Source organism: Pseudomonas sp. 8O (assembly GCF_902506495.1).
In the GTDB taxonomy this organism is placed as follows: Bacteria; Pseudomonadota; Gammaproteobacteria; order Pseudomonadales; family Pseudomonadaceae; genus Aquipseudomonas; species Aquipseudomonas chaetocerotis.
The window spans coordinates 138,367-159,360 of the sequence record NZ_LR733263.1 but is presented as its reverse complement, the minus strand read 5'-3'; the positions used below and the strand labels follow the sequence as shown (position 1 = coordinate 159,360).

Here is a 20,994-nt window from a genome sequence, read left to right as displayed (position 1 = left end):
CCCGAAAGGCCGCATATTCTATGAGCAAAAGCGGCAAGCTTCAAGCCACAAGCTACAAGTAAAAGCAGATTTCCAGACTGCAGCTCTTTCTTGCGGCTTGAAGCTCCTGGCTTGTGGCTGCTTTGCCTAGAATTTCGGCATGCCACCGCCGCCGGGCAGCATACCGCCCATGCCGCGCATCATCTTGGCCATACCGCCCTTGGCGGTGAATTTCTTCATCATCTTCTGCATCTGCTTGTGCTGCTTGATCAGCCGACCAATGTCCTGCACCTGGGTACCGGAACCCAGAGCGATGCGACGCTTGCGCGAGCCGCTGATGATATCCGGGTCGCGGCGCTCGGCAGGGGTCATCGAGTTGATGATCGCCTCCATCTGCTTGAACTGCTTCTCGGCCGCGCCCTGGGCGCTGCCCATCTGCGACAGGTTGACGCCACCAATGGACGGCAGCTTGTCCATCAGGCCGCCAAGGCCGCCCATGTTCTTCATCTGCTGCAGCTGATCACGGAAGTCTTCGAGATCGAAGCCCTTGCCCTTCTTCAGCTTCTTGGTGAGCTTCTCGGCCTTCTCGCGATCAAGGGTCTGCTCGGCCTGTTCGATCAGGCTGAGCACGTCACCCATGCCGAGGATGCGCGAGGCGATACGATCCGGGTGGAAGGGCTCGAGCGCGTCACTCTTCTCGCCCATACCGATGAACTTGATCGGCTTGCCAGTGATGTGGCGCACGGACAAAGCCGCACCGCCCCGCGCATCACCGTCGACCTTGGTCAGCACCACGCCGGTCAGCGGCAACGCCTCGCCGAACGCCTTGGCCGTGTTGGCGGCATCCTGGCCGGTCATGGCATCGACCACGAACAGCGTCTCGACCGGGTTGACCGCAGCATGCAGCGCCTGGATCTCGGCCATCATCTCGGTATCCACGGCCAGGCGACCGGCGGTATCGAGAATGACCACGTCAATGAACTTCAGCTTGGCTTCGCGGATCGCTGCATTGGCGATATCCACCGGTTTCTGGCTGGCGTCGGAGGGGAAGAAGGTCACCCCGAGATCGCTCGCAAGGGTTTCCAACTGCTTGATTGCCGCCGGACGGTAAACGTCGGCCGACACCAGCAGCACAGACTTCTTCTTGCGCTCCTTGAGGAACTTGGCCAGCTTGCCGGCAGTGGTGGTCTTGCCCGCCCCCTGCAGACCCGCCATCAGCACCACGGCAGGTGGCGCCGCATTGAGTGCCAGATCTTCGTTGGCCGCGCCCATCAGCTCTTCCAGCTCGGCGCGGACGATCTTCACGAAGGCCTGCCCCGGGGTCAGGCTCTTGGAAACTTCGGTGCCAACGGCGCGCTCCTTGACCTTGCCGACGAAGTCCTTGACCACCGGCAGCGCCACGTCGGCCTCGAGCAGGGCCATGCGCACTTCACGCAGGGTGTCCTTGATGTTGTCTTCGGTGAGCTTGGCCTTGCCCGTGACGTTACGCAGCGTCTGGGACAGGCGATCGGTAAGATTTTCGAACATGCGCGTTCCTTTGATAGGTGCGACCCGGCGCGCCGGGTGTGCGACAGGCGGCGGATTATAGCGAAGTCGCCGAGCTGCCGACACCGCCGGCAGTCTTTCGTGCTGATGCCCTTCTGTGCCACACTCAGCGCCTTTCGGGCTCGCCTTACACGGATTTATGCACCCTCTGTTGCCCAGCCTCGCCGCCGCCCTCCTCTACGCTGGCGCCGCCGCTTACCAAGGACTGCGCCTTACGCAGCGCAGCATTCCTGACAAACGTCTGCTCGCGCTGCTTGGCGTGGTCGCGCTTTGCCTGCACGGCATCAGCCTGTTCTATCAGCTGTATGACGTTCACGGCCTCAGCCTGGACTTCTTCAATGCCGCCAGCCTGATCGCCTGCGCGGTCATTGGCCTGATTCTGCTGGCCTGCCTGCGCATCCCGGTGGAAAACCTGCTGCTGCTCCTGTTCCCGCTCGGCACATTGACGGTCCTTGCCGCAGAGTTCATGCCCAGCGGCACCATCAACCCAATCGACGAACACCCTGGCATCCTCGCCCATATCCTGCTCTCGATCATGGCCTACGGCATGCTCACCATCGCCGTGTTCCAGTCGGTCCTGTTGCTGCTGCAGGATCATCAGCTAAAGCACAAGCACCCTTCCGGACTGATCCGCAACTTTCCACCACTGCAGACCATGGAAAGCCTGCTGTTCGGCTTTCTCTTCGCGGGCTGGCTGCTGCTGTCGCTGTCGCTGCTGTCCGGCGCGCTGTACATCGATGATCTGTTTGCCCAGCACCTGGCACACAAGACCATCCTTTCCTGCTTCGCCTGGGTGGTTTTCGCCGTTCTGCTGTGGGGGCGCCACCAACTCGGCTGGCGCGGCCACAAGGCCATTCGCTGGACCCTCGCCGGGTTCTGCCTGCTGATGCTGGCGTACTTCGGCAGCAAGCTGGTACGCGAATTCATCCTGCACATCTGAGACAGACGTCGTGGACGACATTCATTCGAGCTACCTACTCGGCCTGCTGATTTTCCTGATTCTCTGCTCGGCGTTCTTTTCCAGCTCCGAGACCGGCATGCTCAGCCTCAACCGCTACCGGCTCAAGCATCTGGCCAAGGAAGGGCATAGCGGCGCCAAGCGCGTCATCCGCCTGCTCGACCGCCCGGACCGCCTGCTCGGCACCATCCTGGTTGGCAATAACGTGGTCAACATTCTCGCCGCCTCCATCGCCACGGTGCTGGCGGTGGACCTCTGGGGCGAAGCCGGCATCGCCATCGCCACGGCGGGCCTGACCATCATCGTGCTGATCTTCGGCGAAATCACGCCCAAGACCCTGGCCGCCCTGCGCCCGGAACTGGTTGCCTTCCCCGCCAGCCGCGTGCTCAGCCTGCTGCTACGCGTACTCTACCCAGTGGTGTGGCTTACCAGCGCGATCAGCAACGGCCTGCTGCGCCTGCTGGGCGTCGACCCGGCGAAGCGCGCCAGCGACAGCCTGTCCACCGAAGAGCTGCGCAGCGTGGTGCGCGAATCGGGCTCGGAGCTGCCACTGAATCGCCAGAGCATGCTGCTGAGCATCCTCGACCTCGAACGGGTCACGGTCGACGACATCATGATTCCGCGCAACGAAGTGACCGGCATCGATCTCGACGACGACCTGGAAATCATCATCGGCCAGTTGCGCAGCACCTCGCACACGCGCCTGCCGGTGTTTCGTGGCGACATCAATCAGATCGAAGGCGTGGTGCACATGCGCCAGATCGCCCGCCTGCTGAGCCACAACCAACTGACCAAGGACTCGCTGCTGGCAGCTTGCAACGAGCCTTACTTCATCCCTGAAAACACGCCCCTGGCGACCCAACTGATCAACTTCCAGAAGCAGAAGCGGCGCATCGGCATCGTCGTCGACGAATATGGCGATGTGATCGGCATCGTCACCCTGGAAGACATCCTCGAAGAGATCGTCGGCGACTTCAGCAACCAGGACAGCCTGCGCAGCCCGGATATCCACCCGCAGGAGGATGGCACTCTGGTCATCGACGGCGCCGCCTACATTCGCGAAGTGAACAAGACCCTCGGCTGGCACCTGCCCAGCGACGGCCCCAAGACCCTCAACGGCCTGATCACCGAAGCACTGGAGAGCATCCCTGACAGCAGCGTCTGCCTGAAGATCGGCCCCTACCGCCTGGAGATTCTCCAGGCCGCAGAGAACCGGGTGAAGAGCGTGCGCGTCTGGCAGGTGGAAAAGGTCAAAGCGGACGCAGCAGCTCCGGAGTGAGGCGCTCGGCCAGGCCTGCAGCCCATTGCTGGTAGCCCAGTGCCGACGGATGATAGCCATCCTCGGCGAGATAATGCGCCTCGAACGGTAGGTCCAGCACGCAGTGCCGCGCGCCCAGGCGTTGCGCCAGGCTCTGCAACTCACGATCCAGCAAGCTGGCCCGCCAGCCCATCAACTGCCGCAACAGCCACGGCAATGCGCTGAAATGCTGCAAGGGCGGCACAGCGCTGAATGCCACGCGACAGCCCCGCTCGCCCAGCGCATCGGCCATGCCGGCGAGCGCCTGTATCCAGCGCTTGCTCGGTGTGAGGTGCGTGGTGTCATTGACGCCGAACACCAGCAGCGCCAGGTCAGCCGGCTCCGCCAATGCCAGCGGCAGGAGGCGTTCATGCGCCTCAGAGGCCGTGATGCCATTCTCGCCACAGGCGCGCCAGCGTACCGGCCGCCCCAGACGCTCGGCCAGGACGACTGCCAGACAATTCGCCAGGGACTGATCGAAGTGCGTGACACCAACGCCCGCCACGGTCGATTCACCGATCAGCAGCAGGCGTAACGGCTCACCCGGTAAATGCGCGGCGGCGGTGCCGCTTGGCTCGCCCTGCGCAACCGGCAGACGCAATGCCGTGCGCCGGGTGTGCAGGGCCAGAGGCAGCGCCAATGGCAGCAGTGGCACAGTCGCCAGCCACCACAGCGCATGCCGACTCACAACTGGACGCAAACCGCTTGCGCGCTGCGCAGTGCCTTGGCGCGAGCCGCTTCGATGGATTCGTCACGCGCCAGCGCCACGCCCATGCGGCGCTGGCCCTTGACCTCGGGCTTGCCGAACAGACGCAGCGCGGTGTCTGCCTCGCTCAATGCGGCTCCGAGGTTGGCGAAGCTGGCCTGCTGCGAATTGCCCTCCACCAGAATCACCGCCGACGCGGACGGGCCCATCTGGCGGATCGCCGGAATCGGCAAACCGAGAATCGCACGCGCATGCATGGCGAACTCGGACAGCTCCTGGGAAATCAGCGTCACCAGACCGGTATCATGCGGGCGCGGCGAGACTTCGCTGAACCACACCTGGTCGCCCTTTACGAACAGCTCGACGCCGAACAGGCCGCGCCCGCTCAGCGCTTCGGTCACCGCCAGCGCCACGCGCTCGGACTCGGCCAGGGCCTTCGGGCTCATGGGTTGAGGTTGCCAGGACTCCTGGTAATCGCCGTTCTCCTGGCGATGGCCAATCGGCGCGCAGAAGCTGGTGCCGCCGACATGACGCACGGTGAGCAGGGTGATTTCGTAGTCGAAGTCAATGAAACCCTCGACGATCACCCGCCCCTTGCCGGCGCGGCCACCTTCCTGGGCATAGTCCCAGGCGCGCTGCAGGTCGGCATCGCTCTTGAGCACGCTCTGGCCCTTGCCGGAGGAGCTCATGATCGGCTTGACCACGCAGGGGTAGCCGACGGACTTCACCGCCGCGGTGTAGTCCTCGAAGGTGTCGGAGAAATGGTACGGCGAGGTTGGCAGGCCCAGTTCCTCGGCCGCCAGGCGACGAATGCCTTCGCGGTTCATGGTCAGCTGCGCAGCACGCGCGGTCGGCACCACGTTGAAGCCTTCGGCCTCCAGCTCGACCAGAGTGGCAGTGGCGATGGCTTCAATTTCCGGGACGATGTAGTGCGGCTGCTCCTTCTCGATCACTGCACGCAGGGCTGCACCATCGAGCATGTCGATGACGTGGCTACGATGTGCCACCTGCATGGCCGGCGCATTGGCGTAACGGTCGACACCGATGACTTCGCAGCCCAGACGCTGCAGCTCGATCACCACTTCCTTGCCGAGCTCGCCGCAACCACACAGCAGTACACGGGTCGCGGAGGACGACAAAGGGGTTCCAATACGGGGCATGAGTGTTCCTCGAACAGTGAATCAGGAAGTCATTAAGAGACCGGAAGCACGAGCGCGCTCCAGGCAGCGTTGCAGTACCTCGCGGCGCTCGGCATTGTCCATGCGGCCCCAGCGGGTGATTTCGGCGACGGTACGCTGACAACCAATGCAGACATCCTGCTCATCCAGCGCGCAGACATGCACGCAGGGCGAACGCACCGGTTTTTCTACATCACTCATCGTCATCAGGTACCAGCTCACGGGAATAGCGCTGCGCATTATGAACGTAATGAGCAGCGCTGGCCTCCAGCATCTTCTTCTGCGCCTCGGTCAGCTCGCGCACCACCTTGCCGGGGCTGCCCATGACCAGGCTGCCATCGGGAATCTCCTTGCCTTCGGGGATCAGGCTGTTGGCGCCGATGATGCAGTACTTGCCGATCCTGGCGCCGTTGAGGATCACCGCATTGATGCCGATCAGGCTGTAATCGTCCACCGTGCAGCCATGCATCATCACGTTGTGACCCACGGTGACACCCTTGCCCAGGGTCAGCGGAAAACCCATGTCGGTGTGCATGACGCTGCCGTCCTGCACGTTGCTGTTCTCGCCGATATGGATCAGTTCGTTGTCGCCGCGCAGCACGGCACCGAACCAGACGCTGGCACCAGCCTCCAGGCGGACCTTGCCGATCAGGTCGGCACTTGGCGCGACCCAGCTATCAGGATGGGCGTCGACACGGGAGCTTCCCAGGCGATATTTCATGCTCGTCAGTCCTCGGCGCTGTCAGCGCAGGTGTATGAAGTGTTCGGGCGGTTGGTGCAGGGCGATCTGCGCATCATCGAAGAGCAGGTTGACCAGCTCCACCACCATGATCGCCGTGAGCCCCCAAATGCGGTATTCGCCATAGGTGTAGGACGGCACGTACCAACTACGCCCGAGGTAATCGATGCGATGAGTCATCTCGCGCGGGTCGCTGCGGAAGAACTCCAACGGTACCGAGAATACCGAGGCGATCTCGGCGTCGTTGGCCTTGTACTCGACATAATCCGGCACCAGCCCGACGTAGGGCGTGACCTGAATGCCGTGGCGTGAGACCAGGCTGCTGAGCGGCCCGACTACTTCCACCAAGCCGGGTGGCAGACCTATTTCCTCTTCGGCTTCGCGCAGCGCGGTGTCCACCAGATCACGATCTTCCGGGTCGCGCCGGCCACCGGGAAAGGCGACCTCACCACCGTGGGTCGACAAACCGCTGGCGCGCAGGGTCAGCACCAGCTCAGGTTCATCACTGCGGGTAATCGGGACCAGCACCGCCGCCTCGGGGAAGCTGCGCTCGGTCTCCAGAGGGCGCGGGCTGTAACCGCGCACACGATGGAGCAACTCGTCCAGCATGGGCATACTCGGAGTCTTGTTTTGCCAGGCATCATGGCATGAAAGCAGGCGGGCGCCCAACCCCGACGACAGGACAGGCTGGCCGCAATAGCGGGCTTGCCGGCCACCTCTCAGCCGGCCAAGATAACGCCAGAAAAAGAGGAGCGGGCATGAAATTCTGCAGTCAGTGCGGCAACCCCGTCACGCGCATGATCCCGGCTGGCGACAACCGCATGCGCCATGTCTGCGCTCACTGCGCCACCGTGCATTACGAAAACCCGCGTATCGTCGCTGGCTGCCTGCCCGTATGGCGCGACCGGGTGCTGCTGTGCCGCCGCGCCATCGAGCCGCGCCGCGGCTACTGGACATTGCCGGCCGGCTTCATGGAAAACGGCGAGACCATCGAGCAGGCCGCCGCCCGCGAAACCCTCGAAGAAGCCTGCGCCCGCGTGCGCGATCTCAGCCTCTACACCCTGTTCGACCTGCCGCACATCAGCCAGGTGTACATGATGTTTCGCGCCGAGCTGGTCGATCTGGATTTCGCCGTGGGCGAAGAGAGCCTGGAGGTGCGACTGTTTACAGAAAGCGAAATCCCTTGGTCAGAGCTGGCTTTCCCGACCATAGGCCGTACCTTAGAATGCTTCTTCGCCGACCGTCGGCAAAATCTCTTTCCGGTACGCAATGAGCCACTCGAAGCACTGCGTGCCCATTACACACCCCGTTGACCCTTGCGGACGTTCCCGATGCGTTGGTTGTTGCCCCTGCTTTGCCTGACTCTCAGCTTCAACGCCCTGGCCAGCGCCACGCCAGCGACCAGCAGCCGCACCGTGGACAAGGTGCTGGTACTCAAGGCCGAGCGCAAACTGCACCTGCAACAACGCGGCGAGACCATCAAGTCCTACCGCATTTCGCTGGGCAAACAGCCCAGCGGCGCCAAGCAGCGCGAAGGCGATCTGCGCACACCGGAAGGCTTCTACTGGATCGACTGGCGCAAGCCGAGCGACAAGTACCAACTGTCGCTGCACATCTCCTACCCCAACGCCCGCGACCTGGCCAAGGCCAGGGACGCCGGAGTGCCGCCGGGCAGCATGATCATGATCCACGGTACGCCGCTGGATGAGGAATACCCGGAGTGGTTCTTCCACACGCTCGACTGGACCGAAGGCTGCATCGCCATGAAGAACGAAGACATGCGCGAGGTCTGGAGCCTGGTCAAGGATGGGACGCTGATCGAAATCAGGCCCTGAACCCAAACCTTGAAAGTGCACCGAACCTATAGGAGCGGCGTCCCGCCGCGAACCCGAGCCGCGCGGAATCGAAAAGCTTCGCCCCGAGGCGGGGCTCCTACGAAGGAATGCGTTGAAGGCCTTATCTGAAGCGATTCAAAACTGCAGATCGGACAACCGCCAGACATCGAAGGCCGGCGTTTCGTAGGGATGACTCTTCTTCAGCGCCTTGACGGCATCATGGATAAGCTCGTCGGCAACGACCATTTCCACTTTCCATTCGGCAACCTGCTCGACGCTGCCGACCTGCCCGATGAACGGCTGGCTACCTTCCAGAGCACGGAACTGGCCATGACCCAGCACCTGCCAGCAGCAACTGTCGTAACGCCCGATGCGCCCGCCTCCAGCTGCGAACACCGCCTTTTTCACCGGCTCCAGATGGGCTTCCGGCACGTAGAAACACAGTTTGTACATCAAGTTCTCCGCAGATGGGCAACCGAACAACAGACAAGCCATGACGCCAATATGATGTCACTTTGACATGGAGTTGTCTTGAGATCGCCCGCACAAATCCACACGTAGAATTAAGACGATCTGCAGCCTTCGACTCAGGCGACGGGCGTGGCGTTCTCAGCGACCGCTGAAAAAACGCCGCCATTTGTCGGCCAGACCAGAGGCCGGCGGGCTGTGGCTACCGTCGCAGTAGGGCGGGTTTGCGGATCGGCTACAGCGGCATAGCAGCAGACGCTGCTCCCGCTCGGGGCGCAGAATCAGGGCCTGGACGCAGTTGGATGTACAGTTCGGCATCTCGGGCGAGTGCCCGCAGCGGCAAAGACGATGAGTTTCACCGGGTTTGACCAGGCGAACTTCGGGAAGGACAACGCGGGGATCATCGGCCATGGTTGGGCCTATGTAGCCCGGATGAAATCCGGGGCGAGGAGTGACGGCGTTTTCCCGGATTGCATCCGGGCTACGGGCCCTGCTCCCCTCTCCCGCTTGCGGGAGAGGGTCATCAGAAGACTGGTGCGCGGCCGCTTTTGCCCTCTCCCGCCCTTCGGGCACCCTCTACCGCGAGCGGGAGAGGGTCATCAGAGGGCCGCTACGCGGCCGCTATTAGTCCACCCAGACGCGGGCGTTGCGGAACATACGCATCCAGCCGCCATCTTCCTGCCACTCGTCCGGGCGCCAGGAGTTCTGCACGGCGCGGAATACCCGCTCCGGGTGCGGCATCATGATGGTCACACGGCCGTCGCGGCTGGTCAGACCGGTGATACCGCGCGGCGAGCCATTGGGGTTGGCCGGATAGGCTTCGGTGACCTTGCCATGGTTATCGACATAACGCAGCGCAATGGTGCCGGACAGATCAGCCTCCAGCAGCGCCTCCTCGCTTTCGAACTCGGCATGACCTTCACCGTGGGCGATGGCGATCGGCATGCGCGAACCGGCCATGCCCTGCAGGAAGATCGACGCCGACTCCTGGATCTGCACCATGGCCACGCGCGCTTCGAACTGCTCGGAGCGGTTGCGCACGAAGTGCGGCCAGAATTCGGTGCCGGGGATCAGCTCATGCAGGTTGCTCATCATCTGGCAGCCGTTGCACACCCCGAGGGTGAAGCTGTCACGACGCTCGAAGAACCCCTGGAAGGCATCGCGAGCACGGGCGTTGAACAGCACCGACTTGGCCCAGCCCTCACCGGCGCCGAGCACGTCGCCATAGGAGAAGCCACCGCAGGCAACTAGGCCCTTGAACTCTTCCAGGCTGACGCGGCCGGCGAGGATATCGCTCATGTGCACGTCGATGGCGGAGAAACCGGCGCGGTCGAACGCAGCGGCCATTTCCACCTGGCCGTTGACGCCCTGCTCACGCAGGATAGCGACCTGCGGACGTACGCCCTTCTTGATATAAGGCGCAGCGATGTCCTGGTTGACGTCGAAGCCAAGCTTGATCGACAAGCCGGGGTTGTCTTCTTCCAGCAGCAGATCGAACTCCTGATCCGCCCCCTGCGCGTTATCGCGCAGACGCTGGATGCGGTAGCTGGTTTCGGCCCACTGACGCTGCAGCAGACGGCGCTCACCGGCGAACACCGGTTCGCCATTGAAGCTGATGCTGACCTCGCCGTTGTTCACGGGCTGACCGATCACAGCCACGCAGTCGTCCAGACCGGCGGCGCTGAACTGCGCCAGTACTTCCGGAGTGGCGTCCTGGCGCACCTGGATCACCGCACCCAGCTCTTCGTTGAACAGCACGGCAGGCAGCTCGGAGCTGTCGTCAGCCAGCGCGTCGAGATTCAGCGACAGACCGCAATGACCGGCGAAGGCCATTTCCAGCACGGTGGTCAGCAGGCCACCGTCGGAACGGTCGTGGTAAGCCAGCAGATGGCCGTCGGCATTGAGGCCCTGGATCACGGCGAAGAAGGCCTTGAGGTCTTCGGCGTCGTCGAGGTCCGGCACCTGCTGGCCGATCTGCGAATAAACCTGCGCCAGGATCGAGGCGCCCATACGGTTCTGGCCACGACCGAGGTCGATCAGAATCAGATCGGTCTCGCCCTTGTCCATGCGCAGTTGCGGAGTCAGGGTCTGGCGGATGTCCTGCACCGGAGCGAAACCGGTGATCACCAGCGACAACGGCGAGGTCACGCTCTTGTCGACGCCCTCATCCTGCCAGCGGGTCTTCATGGACATGGAGTCCTTGCCCACCGGAATGGTGATGCCCAGCGCCGGGCACAGCTCCATGCCGACAGCCTTGACGGTGTCGTACAGGCGGGCGTCTTCGCCGGGGTGGCCGGCAGCCGCCATCCAGTTGGCCGACAGTTTGATATCGGACATTTTCTCGATGCGTGCAGCCGCCAGGTTGGTAACGGTCTCACCCACCGCCATGCGGCCGGAAGCCGGCGCGTCGAGCAGCGCCAGCGGCGTGCGCTCACCCATGGCCATGGCTTCACCGGTGTAGACGTCGAAGCTGGTGGCGGTGACGGCACAATCGGCCACAGGCACCTGCCACGGGCCGACCATCTGATCACGCGCCACCAGACCGGTGATGGTGCGGTCGCCAATGGTGATCAAAAAACTCTTGCTGGCCACGGCCGGATGATGCAGCACACGACCCAGCGCTTCTTCGATATCGACGCTGGCGGCGCTGAAGTCATCGCCCTGCTCGGCTTCACGGCTGGCGCTGCGGTGCATGCGCGGCGGCTTGCCCAGCAGCACTTCCAGCGGCATGTCCACCGGGGTGTTGCTGAAGTGGCTGTCGGTCACGGTCAGGTGCGGCTCTGCGGTGGCCTCGCCGACGACAGCGAAGGGGCAGCGCTCACGCTCGCAGATGGCCTTGAAACGCTCGAAGTCAGCAGCGTCCACGCTCATCACGTAGCGCTCCTGCGACTCGTTGCACCAGATCTCGTGCGGAGCCATGCCTGGCTCGTCGTTGGGCACGTTGCGCAGTTCGAAGCGACCGCCGCGACCGCCGTCGTTGATCAACTCAGGCAGGGCATTGGAGATACCGCCGGCGCCGACGTCGTGGATGAACTTGATCGGGTTGGCCTCGCCCAGCTGCCAGCAGCGGTCGATGACCTCCTGGCAGCGGCGTTCCATTTCCGGGTTTTCGCGCTGCACCGAGGCGAAATCCAGATCGGCCGAGCTGGCACCGGTGGCCATCGACGAGGCCGCACCGCCACCCAGACCAATGAGCATGGCCGGGCCGCCGAGCACGATCAGCTTGGCGCCGACCGAAATCTCACCCTTCTGTACGTGGTTCTCGCGGATGTTACCGAGGCCGCCTGCGAGCATGATCGGCTTGTGGTAGCCGCGCACTTCTTCGCCACGAGGGCTGCTGACAGCCTGCTCGAAGGTACGGAAGTAGCCGTTGAGTGCCGGACGACCGAATTCGTTGTTGAACGCGGCGCCGCCCAGCGGGCCTTCGATCATGATGTCCAGCGCGCTGACGATGCGCTCGGGCTTGCCGTAGGGCTTTTCCCAGGGCTGGAGGAAATCGGGGATGTTCAGGTTGGAGACCGAGAAACCAGTCAGACCGGCCTTGGGCTTGGCGCCACGGCCGGTCGCGCCTTCGTCGCGGATCTCGCCACCGGAGCCGGTGGAGGCGCCCGGGAACGGCGCGATGGCGGTCGGGTGGTTGTGCGTCTCCACCTTCATCAGGATGTGCACCGGCTCCTGCACCGCGCCGTACTGGCGGGTCTCAGGGTCGGGGAAGAAGCGCCCGGCGGTGTGGCCTTTGATGACCGAGGCATTGTCCTTGTAGGCGGACAGCACGCCTTCGTTGTGCATCTGGTAGGTGTTCTTGATCATGCCGAACAGCGATTTGTCCTGGCTCTCGCCATCGATGTCCCAGCTGGCATTGAAGATCTTGTGGCGGCAGTGCTCGGAGTTGGCCTGGGCGAACATCATCAGCTCGATGTCGTGCGGATTGCGCCCCAGGTCATTGAAGCTCTTCACCAGGTAGTCGATTTCGTCCTCGGCCAGGGCCAGGCCCAGATCCTGGTTGGCCTGCTCCAGCGCGGCACGGCCACCACCGAGCACGTCCACGGCGGTCAGCGGCTTGGGCTGGGCGTGGCTGAACAGCGCGGCGGCGTCTTCCAGCGCATTCAGAACGAGCTGGGTCATGCGGTCATGCAGCAGTGCGGCGACGGCAGCACTGTCGGCCTCGCTCAGCTCGCCGCTGATGTAATAGGCGATACCGCGCTCAAGACGCTGGATCTTGGCCAGGCCACAGTTACGGGCGATGTCGCTGGCCTTGCTCGACCAGGGCGAGATGGTGCCGAAACGCGGAATGGTCAGAAACAGTTTGCCGCTGGGCTCCTGCACCGGCACGCTCGGGCCGTACTTGAGCAGCCGCGCCAGCACTTGTTCCTCATCGGCGTTGAGTACACCAGTGACGTCGGCGAAATGCGCGAACTCGGCGTACAGCCCGGTCACGGCCGGCACCTTGCTGGTCAGTTGCTCGAGCAATTTGCCATGGCGGAAAGCGGAAAGGGCGGGAGCGCCGCGCAGAATCAACATCGTCGGAACAGCCTCTGGGAAGGGGTGTGCTGGAGGCCGGGCATTCTACCCTAAAGCGTTGGCCTGCGGCACCTGTAGCCTGGCGCTTAAAGGACGAACGCTCACTAGCAGAGAAGCGAAGCGCTGTCGAGATATGGCGCCGCCTGCGCTTTGCGTATACTGCGCCGATGTTTGCACGACCTGCGATACGCATGCGTTGCGCCAAAGGGCTGTTGGCGATTGGAACCCTCCTGATGCTTGCTGGCTGTGGCGAAGAACCCAAGCCCAGCGTACTCGAGCAGGCAAAGGCGGAGGGAGAGCTGCGCGTGGTCACTCGCAACAGCCCCGCCACCTACTTCCAGGATCGCAATGGCGCCACCGGCTTCGAATATGAACTGGCCAAGCGCTTCGCCACCGATCTCGGCCTCGAACTGAAGATCGAAACTGCGGACAACCTCGACAATCTGTTTTCCAGCCTTGACCTCGCCAAAGGCCCGGTAATGGCTGCCGCCGGCCTGGTGGACACGCCACAGCGCCAGCGCCAGGCACGCTTCTCGATCCCCTATCTGGAAGTCACACCACAGGTTATCTATCGGCAGGGCGAGAGCCGCCCAACCAAACCTGCTGACCTGGTCGGCAAGCGCATCCTGGTGCTGGCCGGCAGTAGCCACGCCGAACAGCTGGCCGCCCTCAAGCTGGAACAGCCGGAGCTGGAGTTCGAGGTATCTGACGCGGTAGAAGTGGTCGACCTGCTGCGCATGGTTGACGAAGGACAGATCGACCTGACCCTGGTCGACTCCAACGAGCTGGCGATGAACCAGGTGTACTTCCCCAACGTACGCGTGGCCTTCGACCTCGGCGACACCAACACCATGCGTTGGGCGGTAGCCGCTGGCGAGGATGACAGCCTGCTGCAGGAGATCGACGCCTTCCTCAAGCGCTCCGAGGCCAACGGCACCCTGCAACGCCTGAAGGAGCGCTACTACGGCCACGTCGACGTACTCGGCTACGTGGGCGCCTACACCTTTGCCCAGCACCTGCAAAAACGCCTGCCGCGCTACGAAAAGATGTTTCGCCAGGCCGGCCACGCCAACCAGGTTGACTGGCGCCTGCTCGCCGCCATGGGCTATCAGGAGTCGCTGTGGCAACCCAACGCCACCTCCAAAACTGGCGTGCGCGGCCTGATGATGCTCACCCAGCGCACAGCCCAGTCGGTCGGCGTCTCCAACCGTCTCGACCCCAAACAGAGCATCGACGGCGGTGCCCGCTACTTCATCCAGGTTCACCAGCAACTGCCGGAAGGTATCGTCGAGCCGGATCGCACCTGGTTCGCCCTGGCTGCCTACAACGTCGGTGGCGGCCACCTGGAAGATGCGCGCAAGTTGACCGAAGCCGAAGGACTGGACCCGAACAAGTGGGCCGACGTGCAGAAGATCCTGCCGCGCCTGGCGCAAAAGCAGTGGTACAGCAAAACCCGCTACGGCTATGCCCGCGGCGGCGAGCCGGTGCACTTCGTGCGCAACATCCGTCGTTACTACGACATTCTCACCTGGGTAACCCAGCCGCAGCTGGAAGGCACGCAAGTGGCCGAGAGCGGTACCCACCTGCCCGGTATCGACAAGCGTAAGCCCGAAGAAGATACCCCGCCGCTCTAGGGTCTGTTGCCGTTTCGACGCGAGCCGCGTTGCTGCGCCAAATTGCGCCAGGCTAGGCGTGGGATGCAGGCAATGGTCGTTCCCTTGTCAAATCCCGCAACGACGCATGGCGCAATTTGCCGCGCAACCCGAAGGGACGGGCCAGTTTTTGCGTGGAACGTCGTTACTCGACGGCTCATTTGGGCGACCAAACTTCGCGTCTCGCGCCTAGCCCCACGCAAAAACTGGCTCCGTCGCGGCCGTGCGCGAAACGGCAACAGACCCTAGCAGTCAGAGCAAGCCCTGACTCCCCACCGCACAGCGACTGATCGACTGCCGAGCCTGTGGCAAGCTTTTGAGGCGAGTCGCACACTGCGCCTGACTCGCCATCCGCTCGACCTGCAGATTGGCCTGCTCGTCGATGCTGATCAGATAGGGATGGGCGTAACGCGCGCGGTCGTTCCAGGCGCTGAAACGCTGAGCACTGAACACGCAGCGATAGTCGAGATGACCGGTAAAGCCCTGAAAGCGATCACGCATGAAGATGTGGTGATAACGCTGCCAGTCGCGATCACGCTGGCCGACACGCACGGCCTCCTGGCACTCTTCAAGCGTGGCGATCTGCGGCTCATGCAGGAAAATGCTCTGCGCCAGATTGGAGCCGCCCAGCTGCACGCTGGCGATCAGATACACCCCGGATTGCTCAGCGAACACTGGCGTAGCCAGGAGCGCCAACACACTCAATATCCGTTTGTTCATGCTCATTCCCTGTATGAACGCTCAGCCTCGTCGAGCCTTGAAGAACTCTTTCAGCAGCGCCCCGCTCTCCTCGGCCAGCAACCCACCCTCCACGCGTACGCGGTGATTGAGAAAACCCTGATCGAAGAACTGCCCCTGGCTGATCGCCACCCCCGCGCGCGGCTCGCTGGCGGCGTAAACCACCCGGGCGATGCGAGCATGCACGATCAGGCCGGCGCACATGCTGCAGGGCTCCAGCGTGACGTACAGGGTGCTGCCAGGCAGCCGATAGTTCTGCACGCCTTGCGCTGCCGCGCGGATCGCCACCATCTCGGCATGGGCACTGGGGTCGTGACGCAGGATCGGGCAGTTGAAGCCCTGCCCCACCACCTCGCCATCCTGCACCAGCACGGCGCCGACCGGCACCTCGCCCTGCTCCGCGCCCAAACGCGCCTGCGCCAGCGCCAGGCGCATGAAATGCTCGTCACGCGAGCGGTCGATGATCTGCGGTCGTTTCATTGCATCAATCCGAAGGGTGACCGCTCTGCGAGGCGGACCTGAAAACGGCGCCTACCCTACACCACTTCGATGGCCGCCATCAGCCCCGTTTCCATATGGTCGATGACGTGGCAATGGAACATCCACACCCCAGGATTATCGGCAACGAAGGCGATGCGCGCCGTCTCGTTCTTGCCCAGCAGGTAGGTGTCGGTGAAATACGGAACGATCTTGCGTCGATCCGAACCCAGCACCTTGAAGGTCATGCCGTGCAGGTGAATCGGGTGCTGATACTGCGCCATGTTGCGCAGCACGAAGATGTAGTGACCATCCTTCTTCAGCGTTGCAATCGGGCGGTCGGCACAGGTCTTGTCGTTGATATCCCAGGCCTGGCCGTTGATCTGCCAGTACTTGTAGCGACCGGCGGCCTCGTCGGCCGGCGAGGCCAGCGCGGCGGCCCACTCGAAGTTGAAGCGCAATGTCTCGGCACGTGACAGGTCAGGCTCGGCGATCGGGTTGGCCGGCAACGCCGGCGGCCAATCCCCGGCCACTTCGCTACTGGCGATGCCCTTCAAGGTCGCCAGGCGCAGCGGTCCGTTACGCAGGGACAACTCCTCTCCAGCAGCGGGAACCTTGAGCGCCAGGTCGATACGCATACCTGGCCCCAGCCAGTACTCCTTGCCCAAAGGGCGCGGCTGAACCGGGTTGCCGTCCAGCGCGTAGATGCGCGCCTCACCACCCGGCAGATTGAGGCGATAGGTGATGGTGCTGTCGACATTGATCAGACGCAGGCGCACCACCTGCCCCTCTGGCAATTCGAGGGTCGGATTGGACTCACCGTTGATGGTGGTCAAGCGTCCACGCGTACCTTCGCGCGCCGCCTGGCGCGGCACCAGAAACTCGGTGAAGGCGCCTTGCTCGTCGATGTGCCAGGTCTTCAGGCTCAGCGTGCGCTCATGGCGGAAGCCGGTTGGCTCGCGCTCCTCGACGATCAGCGGCCCGACCAGGCCACGCCCCAACTGCTCGGCGCTGGTGGTGTGCGGGTGGTACCAGAAGCTGCCAGCATCGTGGCAGATGAAGTCGTAATCGAAGTACTCGCCCGGCAGTACCGGCGCCTGGGAAACGTAGGGCACGCCGTCCATCTCCAGCGGCAGGCGGATACCATGCCAGTGGATGGTGCTCTGCTGCTCCAGCTTGTTGATGAAGCGCACTCGCAAGCGCTCGCCCTGACGGCAACGCAACTCTAACCCGGGTGCCTGACCGCCGTAGGCCCAGGCCGGCGTCACATGCCCCGGCACCAGTTCAAGATCCAGCGGCGCGGCGATCAGCTCGTAGTCATGGCTCGCCACGTTCTCCGGGCGCCCCAACCAGTAACGCACACCGCCAGCGCCGAAGCCGGCAACACCCAGGCCAGCAAGCCCGGCGAGCACTTGTCTACGGGTAAACGACATCTTCATCCTCGGCAATCTGCGGGCATACTCAATTGCGGTATCTTCTCATTTTCATGGATGACCAGACGAGCGCCCCGGCAAGACAAATTGCCGCGGCACCAGGTGCGAGATACCGCCCAGATAGGAAACCGCCGATCGGTATAGAATCGCAGGGCACTTCACAGGAACGCTCACCAGAACATGGACAGTTTCTTCTTCGACGCCCCCTTGGCAATCATGATGGTGGCGATAACCCCCATGCTCCTGCTCATGTGGATCGGGCTCATGGCTGCGTTTGGGGAAATGATCTGGACTGACTGCTACCGGCTGAGCCGCCCGCACGACATCGTAAAAGCGGCGATCATCGATCAAAAGCTTGTCAACGCACGCATCAGCGTTGGCAAAAACACAATGGTCAGCCTCAAGCCCGTCTATCGCCTGCGTTACGAGTACGAACAACACACCTACGAAGTGGAGCATCTCGTGCTCAACCAAGAGCATGTCGAGCTCAACCAGCAGGAAGGAACCTTTCTGCTATACGTTCCCAAAGCGAACCCGGCCGATGCCTCCCCCGAAGCCCCAAGCGCCGCATCGCCCTTCGCCGCAATCATGCTGATGATCATGGGCTACCTCATCTGGGAAGCCGCGCCGACACTGCTTACAGGGTTCTGAGCGTGATAGTGCTATTCATCGTGCTCGGCGGCCTACTATGGCTGATCAGCCTGCTGCTTTTCGCATTTTCCGCCTGGGCCTCTTACAAACTTATGCGACTGCTCTGGGAAAAAATCCGCAGAGCCTTGTTGCGTCCAGGCACGGCGCAAATCACGTCCTACGAAGTATTCACACCTGATCCTGAAGACATTCACGTCCAGGATACCCGCCCGCAAATCCGCCTTGAACTCGATTGCGAGCGTCACGGTCAGCGCTTTCAGGTATCCCTGGGCCCGTTGACGTGCGAGGAGTTGTTCCCTGCGCTGGATTTACCGGCACACCACATCGCCTGCTGGCTAAGCGATGAAGATTGGCGCCAGCTGCTGGAAAAACGCTGGGTCACGATTGCCTGCGACTGGCGCCTGCGCAAGGCGATACTCACCAGCCAGATTCGTAATGACAGACGCCTGCTGCTGATCAGTTTTCTGAGCCTGAGCCTGTTCGCACTCACCGTCACGCTGTCTCTGCTGCCACACTGAAAGCATGCAGCCATGAAAAAACCGGCCGAAGCCGGTTTCTTCATTGAGCCCTGAAGCCAATGCCAACCAATGGCTACTGGCCCCGTCCGGGCGCCTGGGCCGACTTACCAGCTGTAGCTCAGCTTGGCGGTAACCTCACGGCCCGGGTTGTAGTAGTCAGCAGTACCGGAGCCGACCACGTGCTGCTCATCCAGCAGATTGCTGACGTTCAGAGCCAGATCCGTACCCTTGACGATGTTGTAGGTGAAGGCGGCGTCGAACAGAGTAGTGCCATCGCTTTCGCCGTTGTCGTTGAGGTCATTGAAGTGGTAAGCACCAACATAACGAGCGCCTAGACCGACACTAATATCCGTTCCCGGCACGCTGTAATAAGTCCAGAGCGAAGCCGAATGCTTGGGAGCGGTAACGAGCTCATTACCCTTGATCGATACGGCGCCATAGCCCGTCCCGTTCCACACTTGCAGTGCACCACGAAGCACCTCGGTATCCATGTAGGTGTAACCGCCAACCAGGCTCAGGTTCTCTGTCAGCTCGGCCTTGGCCTCAAGCTCGAGGCCACGCACACGCTGCTCGCCCACGCTCTGCAAGTCAATAACGCCATTCTGCTGAACAACCGCCGTGGTGACATCTTCCTGAGTCAGCTCATAGATGGCAGCAGAGAACAACGCATTCATCGCCACTGGCGAATACTTCACCCCTACTTCGTACTGCCTTCCGCGCTCCGGGGTGGTGCCGACCTCTGGTACGGCGACGGACTCCACCATGCTGATGTAGGTGGAAATTTCGTCAGTGGCGATATAGGTCAGTGCCGCGCGATAAGAGGTCTCTGAGAAGCTATCGCTGTCATTAAACTCCGGGACAACATTGAAGGTGTTGAATCCCTTGCTGGACAGATCCATGGAGTCGTTACGAACACCGGCCGTGACAATAAAACGTTCGTAGAACGACAGGTTCTGCTGCAGGAATACCGACTTGGTGGTGTATTCCTGTTTTCTGTTGAGATAAGGCAAAAGTCCTGAAGCAACGCCGGTGTACACGGGGTTGGTAACGCTGATGGGATCGATCCCCTGATATACAGCGCTTTCGTCGGTCGACGAGTCGCCGTACTCCACCCCGACCGTGGTGCTGCTGTCGATATTCCCAAAACGGGCGTCGTACTGCAGCATCAGGTTGCCGTTGACCTGCTCAGCCTCATTGTCTGCACCCAGGATAGCGCGATCCAGCATGTCTCCCGTGCGGACTCCGGTCAGATAGGCATAACCATAATCATCGTGCAGTTCGCTGTAACGTACGTTGCTACGCAGTACGAAGCCGTTGTCGAAGTCGTGACTGAGACTGCCGCTGATATTGGTACGCTCGACATCGTGGAAGTTGTAGCCAGGCTCGCCGAAGAACTCATCACGGTCATACTCCCTGTCCATCGGATAACCGCCGCTATTGGGCGTGCTCTTTCTCTTGAGGTGATCCACGACCAGCGTCGCCGAGGTAAAAGCAGTCGGAGCCCAAGTCAGGCCGCCCATGGCGAGTTGGTTGTCGTCACGAGAATGATCGTATTCACGGTCACTGTCCTGAAACTTGCCGGTGAAGCGATAAGCCAGAGTCTGATTCGCATCCAGCGAATCGCCAACGTCGATACCGGTTTCCTTGTGATTGAACGAGCCGTAGCTTGCGTAGACCTGACCGAACTTGTCGAAGCGCGGCTTCTTGGTTACGAAGTTCACCGAGCCACCCGGGTCGGCCGGACCGAACAGCGTGGAGTTGGCGCCGCGTAGCACCTCGACACGCTCATAGGCGAACGAATCTTCACGCACGCCACGCATCGAGCCCAGGGTCAGGCCATCGCGATAGGTAGTGGCATTGAAGCCACGGATCTGGAAATAATCGTTGCGGTCATCGGTGCTGTAGTAGTCGGTAATAACACCCGGCGTATATTTCAGCACTTCTTCAGTGGTGCTGGCACTGCGCTGTTCGATTTCTTTCTGCGTGATAACGGAAACCGAAGCCGGGGTATTGAGGATACTGGTAGCGACCTTGCCGCCGACCCAGAGCTCCTGAGCGACGACCGAGCTGGCATCATCACCTGCCGAGGCCTTGGCGTTGACGATAATTGGCGCGAGACGAAAGGGTTCATCCTCTGCGGCTGCGCTTGCCTCTTGCGCCTGAACGTATAGAGGCGCAGCCACCAGCGGCGTGCAAAACAGAGCAACGCTGGTAACGCGCCGCCAGGGCGCTCGTGTATCGAGAACCCCGTTCTTACTATCGGTCATGCTCATGGTCCTTATCGGTTAAGAGGCGTGTC

The 20,994-nt window shown here is 62.2% G+C and carries 20 protein-coding genes; 7 read left to right on the top strand and 13 right to left on the bottom strand.

All coding sequences use genetic code 11. The features are described 5' to 3' along the window. Positions 1-126: 126 nt before the first annotated feature. Positions 127-1,506 carry a signal recognition particle protein gene (ffh, locus tag GV002_RS00725; protein ID WP_160016605.1) on the bottom strand — a complete coding sequence of 460 codons (1,380 nt, stop codon included), beginning with the start codon at positions 1,504-1,506 and terminating at the stop codon, positions 127-129. Positions 1,507-1,663: 157 nt separating this feature from the next. On the opposite strand from ffh, the gene GV002_RS00720 reads away from it, so the two are divergent. Continuing rightward, entirely contained in the window at positions 1,664-2,464 is an 801-nt protein-coding gene (locus tag GV002_RS00720; RefSeq protein ID WP_160016604.1) for a cytochrome C assembly family protein, read from the top strand. Between the two features lie 10 nt (positions 2,465-2,474). After that, complete coding sequence (locus GV002_RS00715) at positions 2,475-3,761, top strand: HlyC/CorC family transporter (protein WP_160016603.1); 1,287 nt, start codon at positions 2,475-2,477, stop codon at positions 3,759-3,761. Here GV002_RS00715 and GV002_RS00710 read toward each other — a convergent pair. From GV002_RS00710 to GV002_RS00690, 5 genes are read right to left on the bottom strand one after another with little or no spacing between them, the layout of a single operon-like run. Continuing rightward, positions 3,733-4,467, bottom strand: a complete 735-nt coding sequence (locus tag GV002_RS00710; RefSeq protein ID WP_160016602.1) for an SGNH/GDSL hydrolase family protein — start codon at positions 4,465-4,467, stop codon at positions 3,733-3,735. The two genes, GV002_RS00715 and GV002_RS00710, sit on opposite strands and share 29 nt — an antisense overlap. Then, complete coding sequence (gene purT / locus GV002_RS00705) at positions 4,464-5,645, bottom strand: formate-dependent phosphoribosylglycinamide formyltransferase (RefSeq protein WP_160016601.1); 1,182 nt, start codon at positions 5,643-5,645, stop codon at positions 4,464-4,466. Before purT ends, GV002_RS00710 begins: the two co-directional genes overlap by 4 nt. Positions 5,646-5,666: 21 nt before the next feature. After that, entirely contained in the window at positions 5,667-5,864 is a 198-nt protein-coding gene (locus tag GV002_RS00700) for a DUF1289 domain-containing protein (RefSeq protein ID WP_075749219.1), read from the bottom strand. After that, positions 5,857-6,384: a gamma carbonic anhydrase family protein gene (locus GV002_RS00695; RefSeq protein ID WP_046492741.1), complete on the bottom strand. Its 528-nt coding sequence runs from the start codon at positions 6,382-6,384 to the stop codon at positions 5,857-5,859. The genes GV002_RS00700 and GV002_RS00695 overlap by 8 nt, the downstream gene beginning before the upstream one ends. A 21-nt stretch (positions 6,385-6,405) precedes the next feature. Continuing rightward, positions 6,406-7,011: a CoA pyrophosphatase gene (locus GV002_RS00690; RefSeq protein ID WP_160016946.1), complete on the bottom strand. Its 606-nt coding sequence runs from the start codon at positions 7,009-7,011 to the stop codon at positions 6,406-6,408. 149 nt (positions 7,012-7,160) lie between these two features. Between GV002_RS00690 and GV002_RS00685 the strand changes: the two genes are divergently transcribed. Both GV002_RS00685 and GV002_RS00680 read left to right on the top strand, forming a co-directional pair. Then, positions 7,161-7,715, top strand: a complete 555-nt coding sequence (locus GV002_RS00685; RefSeq protein WP_160016600.1) for an NUDIX hydrolase — start codon at positions 7,161-7,163, stop codon at positions 7,713-7,715. Positions 7,716-7,733: 18 nt separating this feature from the next. Then, on the top strand, positions 7,734-8,237 hold the full coding sequence (locus tag GV002_RS00680; protein WP_160016599.1) for a L,D-transpeptidase family protein: 504 nt from the start codon (positions 7,734-7,736) through the stop codon (positions 8,235-8,237). Positions 8,238-8,372: 135 nt separating this feature from the next. Here the strand turns inward: GV002_RS00680 and GV002_RS00675 are convergent, their stop codons facing one another. The 3 genes from GV002_RS00675 to purL all read right to left on the bottom strand — a co-directional run bounded on the left by GV002_RS00675 (position 8,373) and on the right by purL (position 13,226). Continuing rightward, on the bottom strand, positions 8,373-8,690 hold the full coding sequence (locus GV002_RS00675; RefSeq protein ID WP_160016598.1) for a YqfO family protein: 318 nt from the start codon (positions 8,688-8,690) through the stop codon (positions 8,373-8,375). 156 nt (positions 8,691-8,846) lie between these two features. Then, a complete protein-coding gene (locus tag GV002_RS00670) occupies positions 8,847-9,023 on the bottom strand; it encodes a CDGSH iron-sulfur domain-containing protein (RefSeq protein ID WP_256667021.1) in 177 nt (58 codons plus the stop codon). Positions 9,024-9,329: 306 nt separating this feature from the next. After that, a complete protein-coding gene (gene purL / locus GV002_RS00665; RefSeq protein ID WP_160016596.1) occupies positions 9,330-13,226 on the bottom strand; it encodes a phosphoribosylformylglycinamidine synthase in 3,897 nt (1,298 codons plus the stop codon). Positions 13,227-13,393: 167 nt separating this feature from the next. Here purL and mltF point away from each other — a divergent pair, with 167 nt between their 5' ends. After that, positions 13,394-14,860, top strand: a complete 1,467-nt coding sequence (gene mltF, locus GV002_RS00660) for a membrane-bound lytic murein transglycosylase MltF (RefSeq protein ID WP_178094543.1) — start codon at positions 13,394-13,396, stop codon at positions 14,858-14,860. A gap of 270 nt (positions 14,861-15,130) precedes the next feature. Here the strand turns inward: mltF and GV002_RS00655 are convergent, their stop codons facing one another. Genes GV002_RS00655 through GV002_RS00645 form a run of 3 tightly spaced genes read right to left on the bottom strand, consistent with a single transcriptional unit; the run spans position 15,131 to position 17,526 of the window. Continuing rightward, a complete protein-coding gene (locus tag GV002_RS00655) occupies positions 15,131-15,598 on the bottom strand; it encodes a hypothetical protein (protein ID WP_256667008.1) in 468 nt (155 codons plus the stop codon). 21 nt (positions 15,599-15,619) lie between these two features. Then, complete coding sequence (gene tadA, locus GV002_RS00650) at positions 15,620-16,096, bottom strand: tRNA adenosine(34) deaminase TadA (RefSeq protein ID WP_160016594.1); 477 nt, start codon at positions 16,094-16,096, stop codon at positions 15,620-15,622. A gap of 56 nt (positions 16,097-16,152) precedes the next feature. Next, positions 16,153-17,526, bottom strand: a complete 1,374-nt coding sequence (locus tag GV002_RS00645; protein WP_160016593.1) for a multicopper oxidase family protein — start codon at positions 17,524-17,526, stop codon at positions 16,153-16,155. A 180-nt stretch (positions 17,527-17,706) separates the two neighbouring features. Here GV002_RS00645 and GV002_RS00640 point away from each other — a divergent pair, with 180 nt between their 5' ends. Together GV002_RS00640 and GV002_RS00635 are read left to right on the top strand one after the other, a co-directional pair. Further along, a complete protein-coding gene (locus GV002_RS00640) occupies positions 17,707-18,177 on the top strand; it encodes a hypothetical protein (RefSeq protein ID WP_160016592.1) in 471 nt (156 codons plus the stop codon). 8 nt (positions 18,178-18,185) lie between these two features. Continuing rightward, on the top strand, positions 18,186-18,695 hold the full coding sequence (locus GV002_RS00635) for a hypothetical protein (protein WP_256667007.1): 510 nt from the start codon (positions 18,186-18,188) through the stop codon (positions 18,693-18,695). A 104-nt stretch (positions 18,696-18,799) separates the two neighbouring features. Here the strand turns inward: GV002_RS00635 and GV002_RS00630 are convergent, their stop codons facing one another. Beyond that, on the bottom strand, positions 18,800-20,962 hold the full coding sequence (locus GV002_RS00630) for a TonB-dependent siderophore receptor (RefSeq protein ID WP_160016590.1): 2,163 nt from the start codon (positions 20,960-20,962) through the stop codon (positions 18,800-18,802). Between the last annotated feature and the right edge of the window lie 32 nt (positions 20,963-20,994).

What these genes read in the sequence shown, in the direction of transcription:
- purT (WP_160016601.1), bottom strand. Translation starts at nt 5,645, where the DNA reads ATGCCCCGTATTGGAACCCCTTTGTCGTCCTCCGCGACCCGTGTACTG.
- GV002_RS00720 (WP_160016604.1), top strand. Translation starts at nt 1,664, where the DNA reads ATGCACCCTCTGTTGCCCAGCCTCGCCGCCGCCCTCCTCTACGCTGGC.
- purL (WP_160016596.1), bottom strand. Translation starts at nt 13,226, where the DNA reads ATGTTGATTCTGCGCGGCGCTCCCGCCCTTTCCGCTTTCCGCCATGGC.
- GV002_RS00675 (WP_160016598.1), bottom strand. Translation starts at nt 8,690, where the DNA reads ATGTACAAACTGTGTTTCTACGTGCCGGAAGCCCATCTGGAGCCGGTG.
- tadA (WP_160016594.1), bottom strand. Translation starts at nt 16,096, where the DNA reads ATGAAACGACCGCAGATCATCGACCGCTCGCGTGACGAGCATTTCATG.
- GV002_RS00630 (WP_160016590.1), bottom strand. Translation starts at nt 20,962, where the DNA reads ATGACCGATAGTAAGAACGGGGTTCTCGATACACGAGCGCCCTGGCGG.
- GV002_RS00680 (WP_160016599.1), top strand. Translation starts at nt 7,734, where the DNA reads ATGCGTTGGTTGTTGCCCCTGCTTTGCCTGACTCTCAGCTTCAACGCC.
- mltF (WP_178094543.1), top strand. Translation starts at nt 13,394, where the DNA reads ATGTTTGCACGACCTGCGATACGCATGCGTTGCGCCAAAGGGCTGTTG.
- GV002_RS00645 (WP_160016593.1), bottom strand. Translation starts at nt 17,526, where the DNA reads ATGTCGTTTACCCGTAGACAAGTGCTCGCCGGGCTTGCTGGCCTGGGT.
- GV002_RS00670 (WP_256667021.1), bottom strand. Translation starts at nt 9,023, where the DNA reads ATGCCGAACTGTACATCCAACTGCGTCCAGGCCCTGATTCTGCGCCCC.
- GV002_RS00700 (WP_075749219.1), bottom strand. Translation starts at nt 5,864, where the DNA reads ATGAGTGATGTAGAAAAACCGGTGCGTTCGCCCTGCGTGCATGTCTGC.
- ffh (WP_160016605.1), bottom strand. Translation starts at nt 1,506, where the DNA reads ATGTTCGAAAATCTTACCGATCGCCTGTCCCAGACGCTGCGTAACGTC.
- GV002_RS00640 (WP_160016592.1), top strand. Translation starts at nt 17,707, where the DNA reads ATGGACAGTTTCTTCTTCGACGCCCCCTTGGCAATCATGATGGTGGCG.
- GV002_RS00690 (WP_160016946.1), bottom strand. Translation starts at nt 7,011, where the DNA reads ATGCTGGACGAGTTGCTCCATCGTGTGCGCGGTTACAGCCCGCGCCCT.
- GV002_RS00685 (WP_160016600.1), top strand. Translation starts at nt 7,161, where the DNA reads ATGAAATTCTGCAGTCAGTGCGGCAACCCCGTCACGCGCATGATCCCG.
- GV002_RS00695 (WP_046492741.1), bottom strand. Translation starts at nt 6,384, where the DNA reads ATGAAATATCGCCTGGGAAGCTCCCGTGTCGACGCCCATCCTGATAGC.
- GV002_RS00655 (WP_256667008.1), bottom strand. Translation starts at nt 15,598, where the DNA reads ATGAACAAACGGATATTGAGTGTGTTGGCGCTCCTGGCTACGCCAGTG.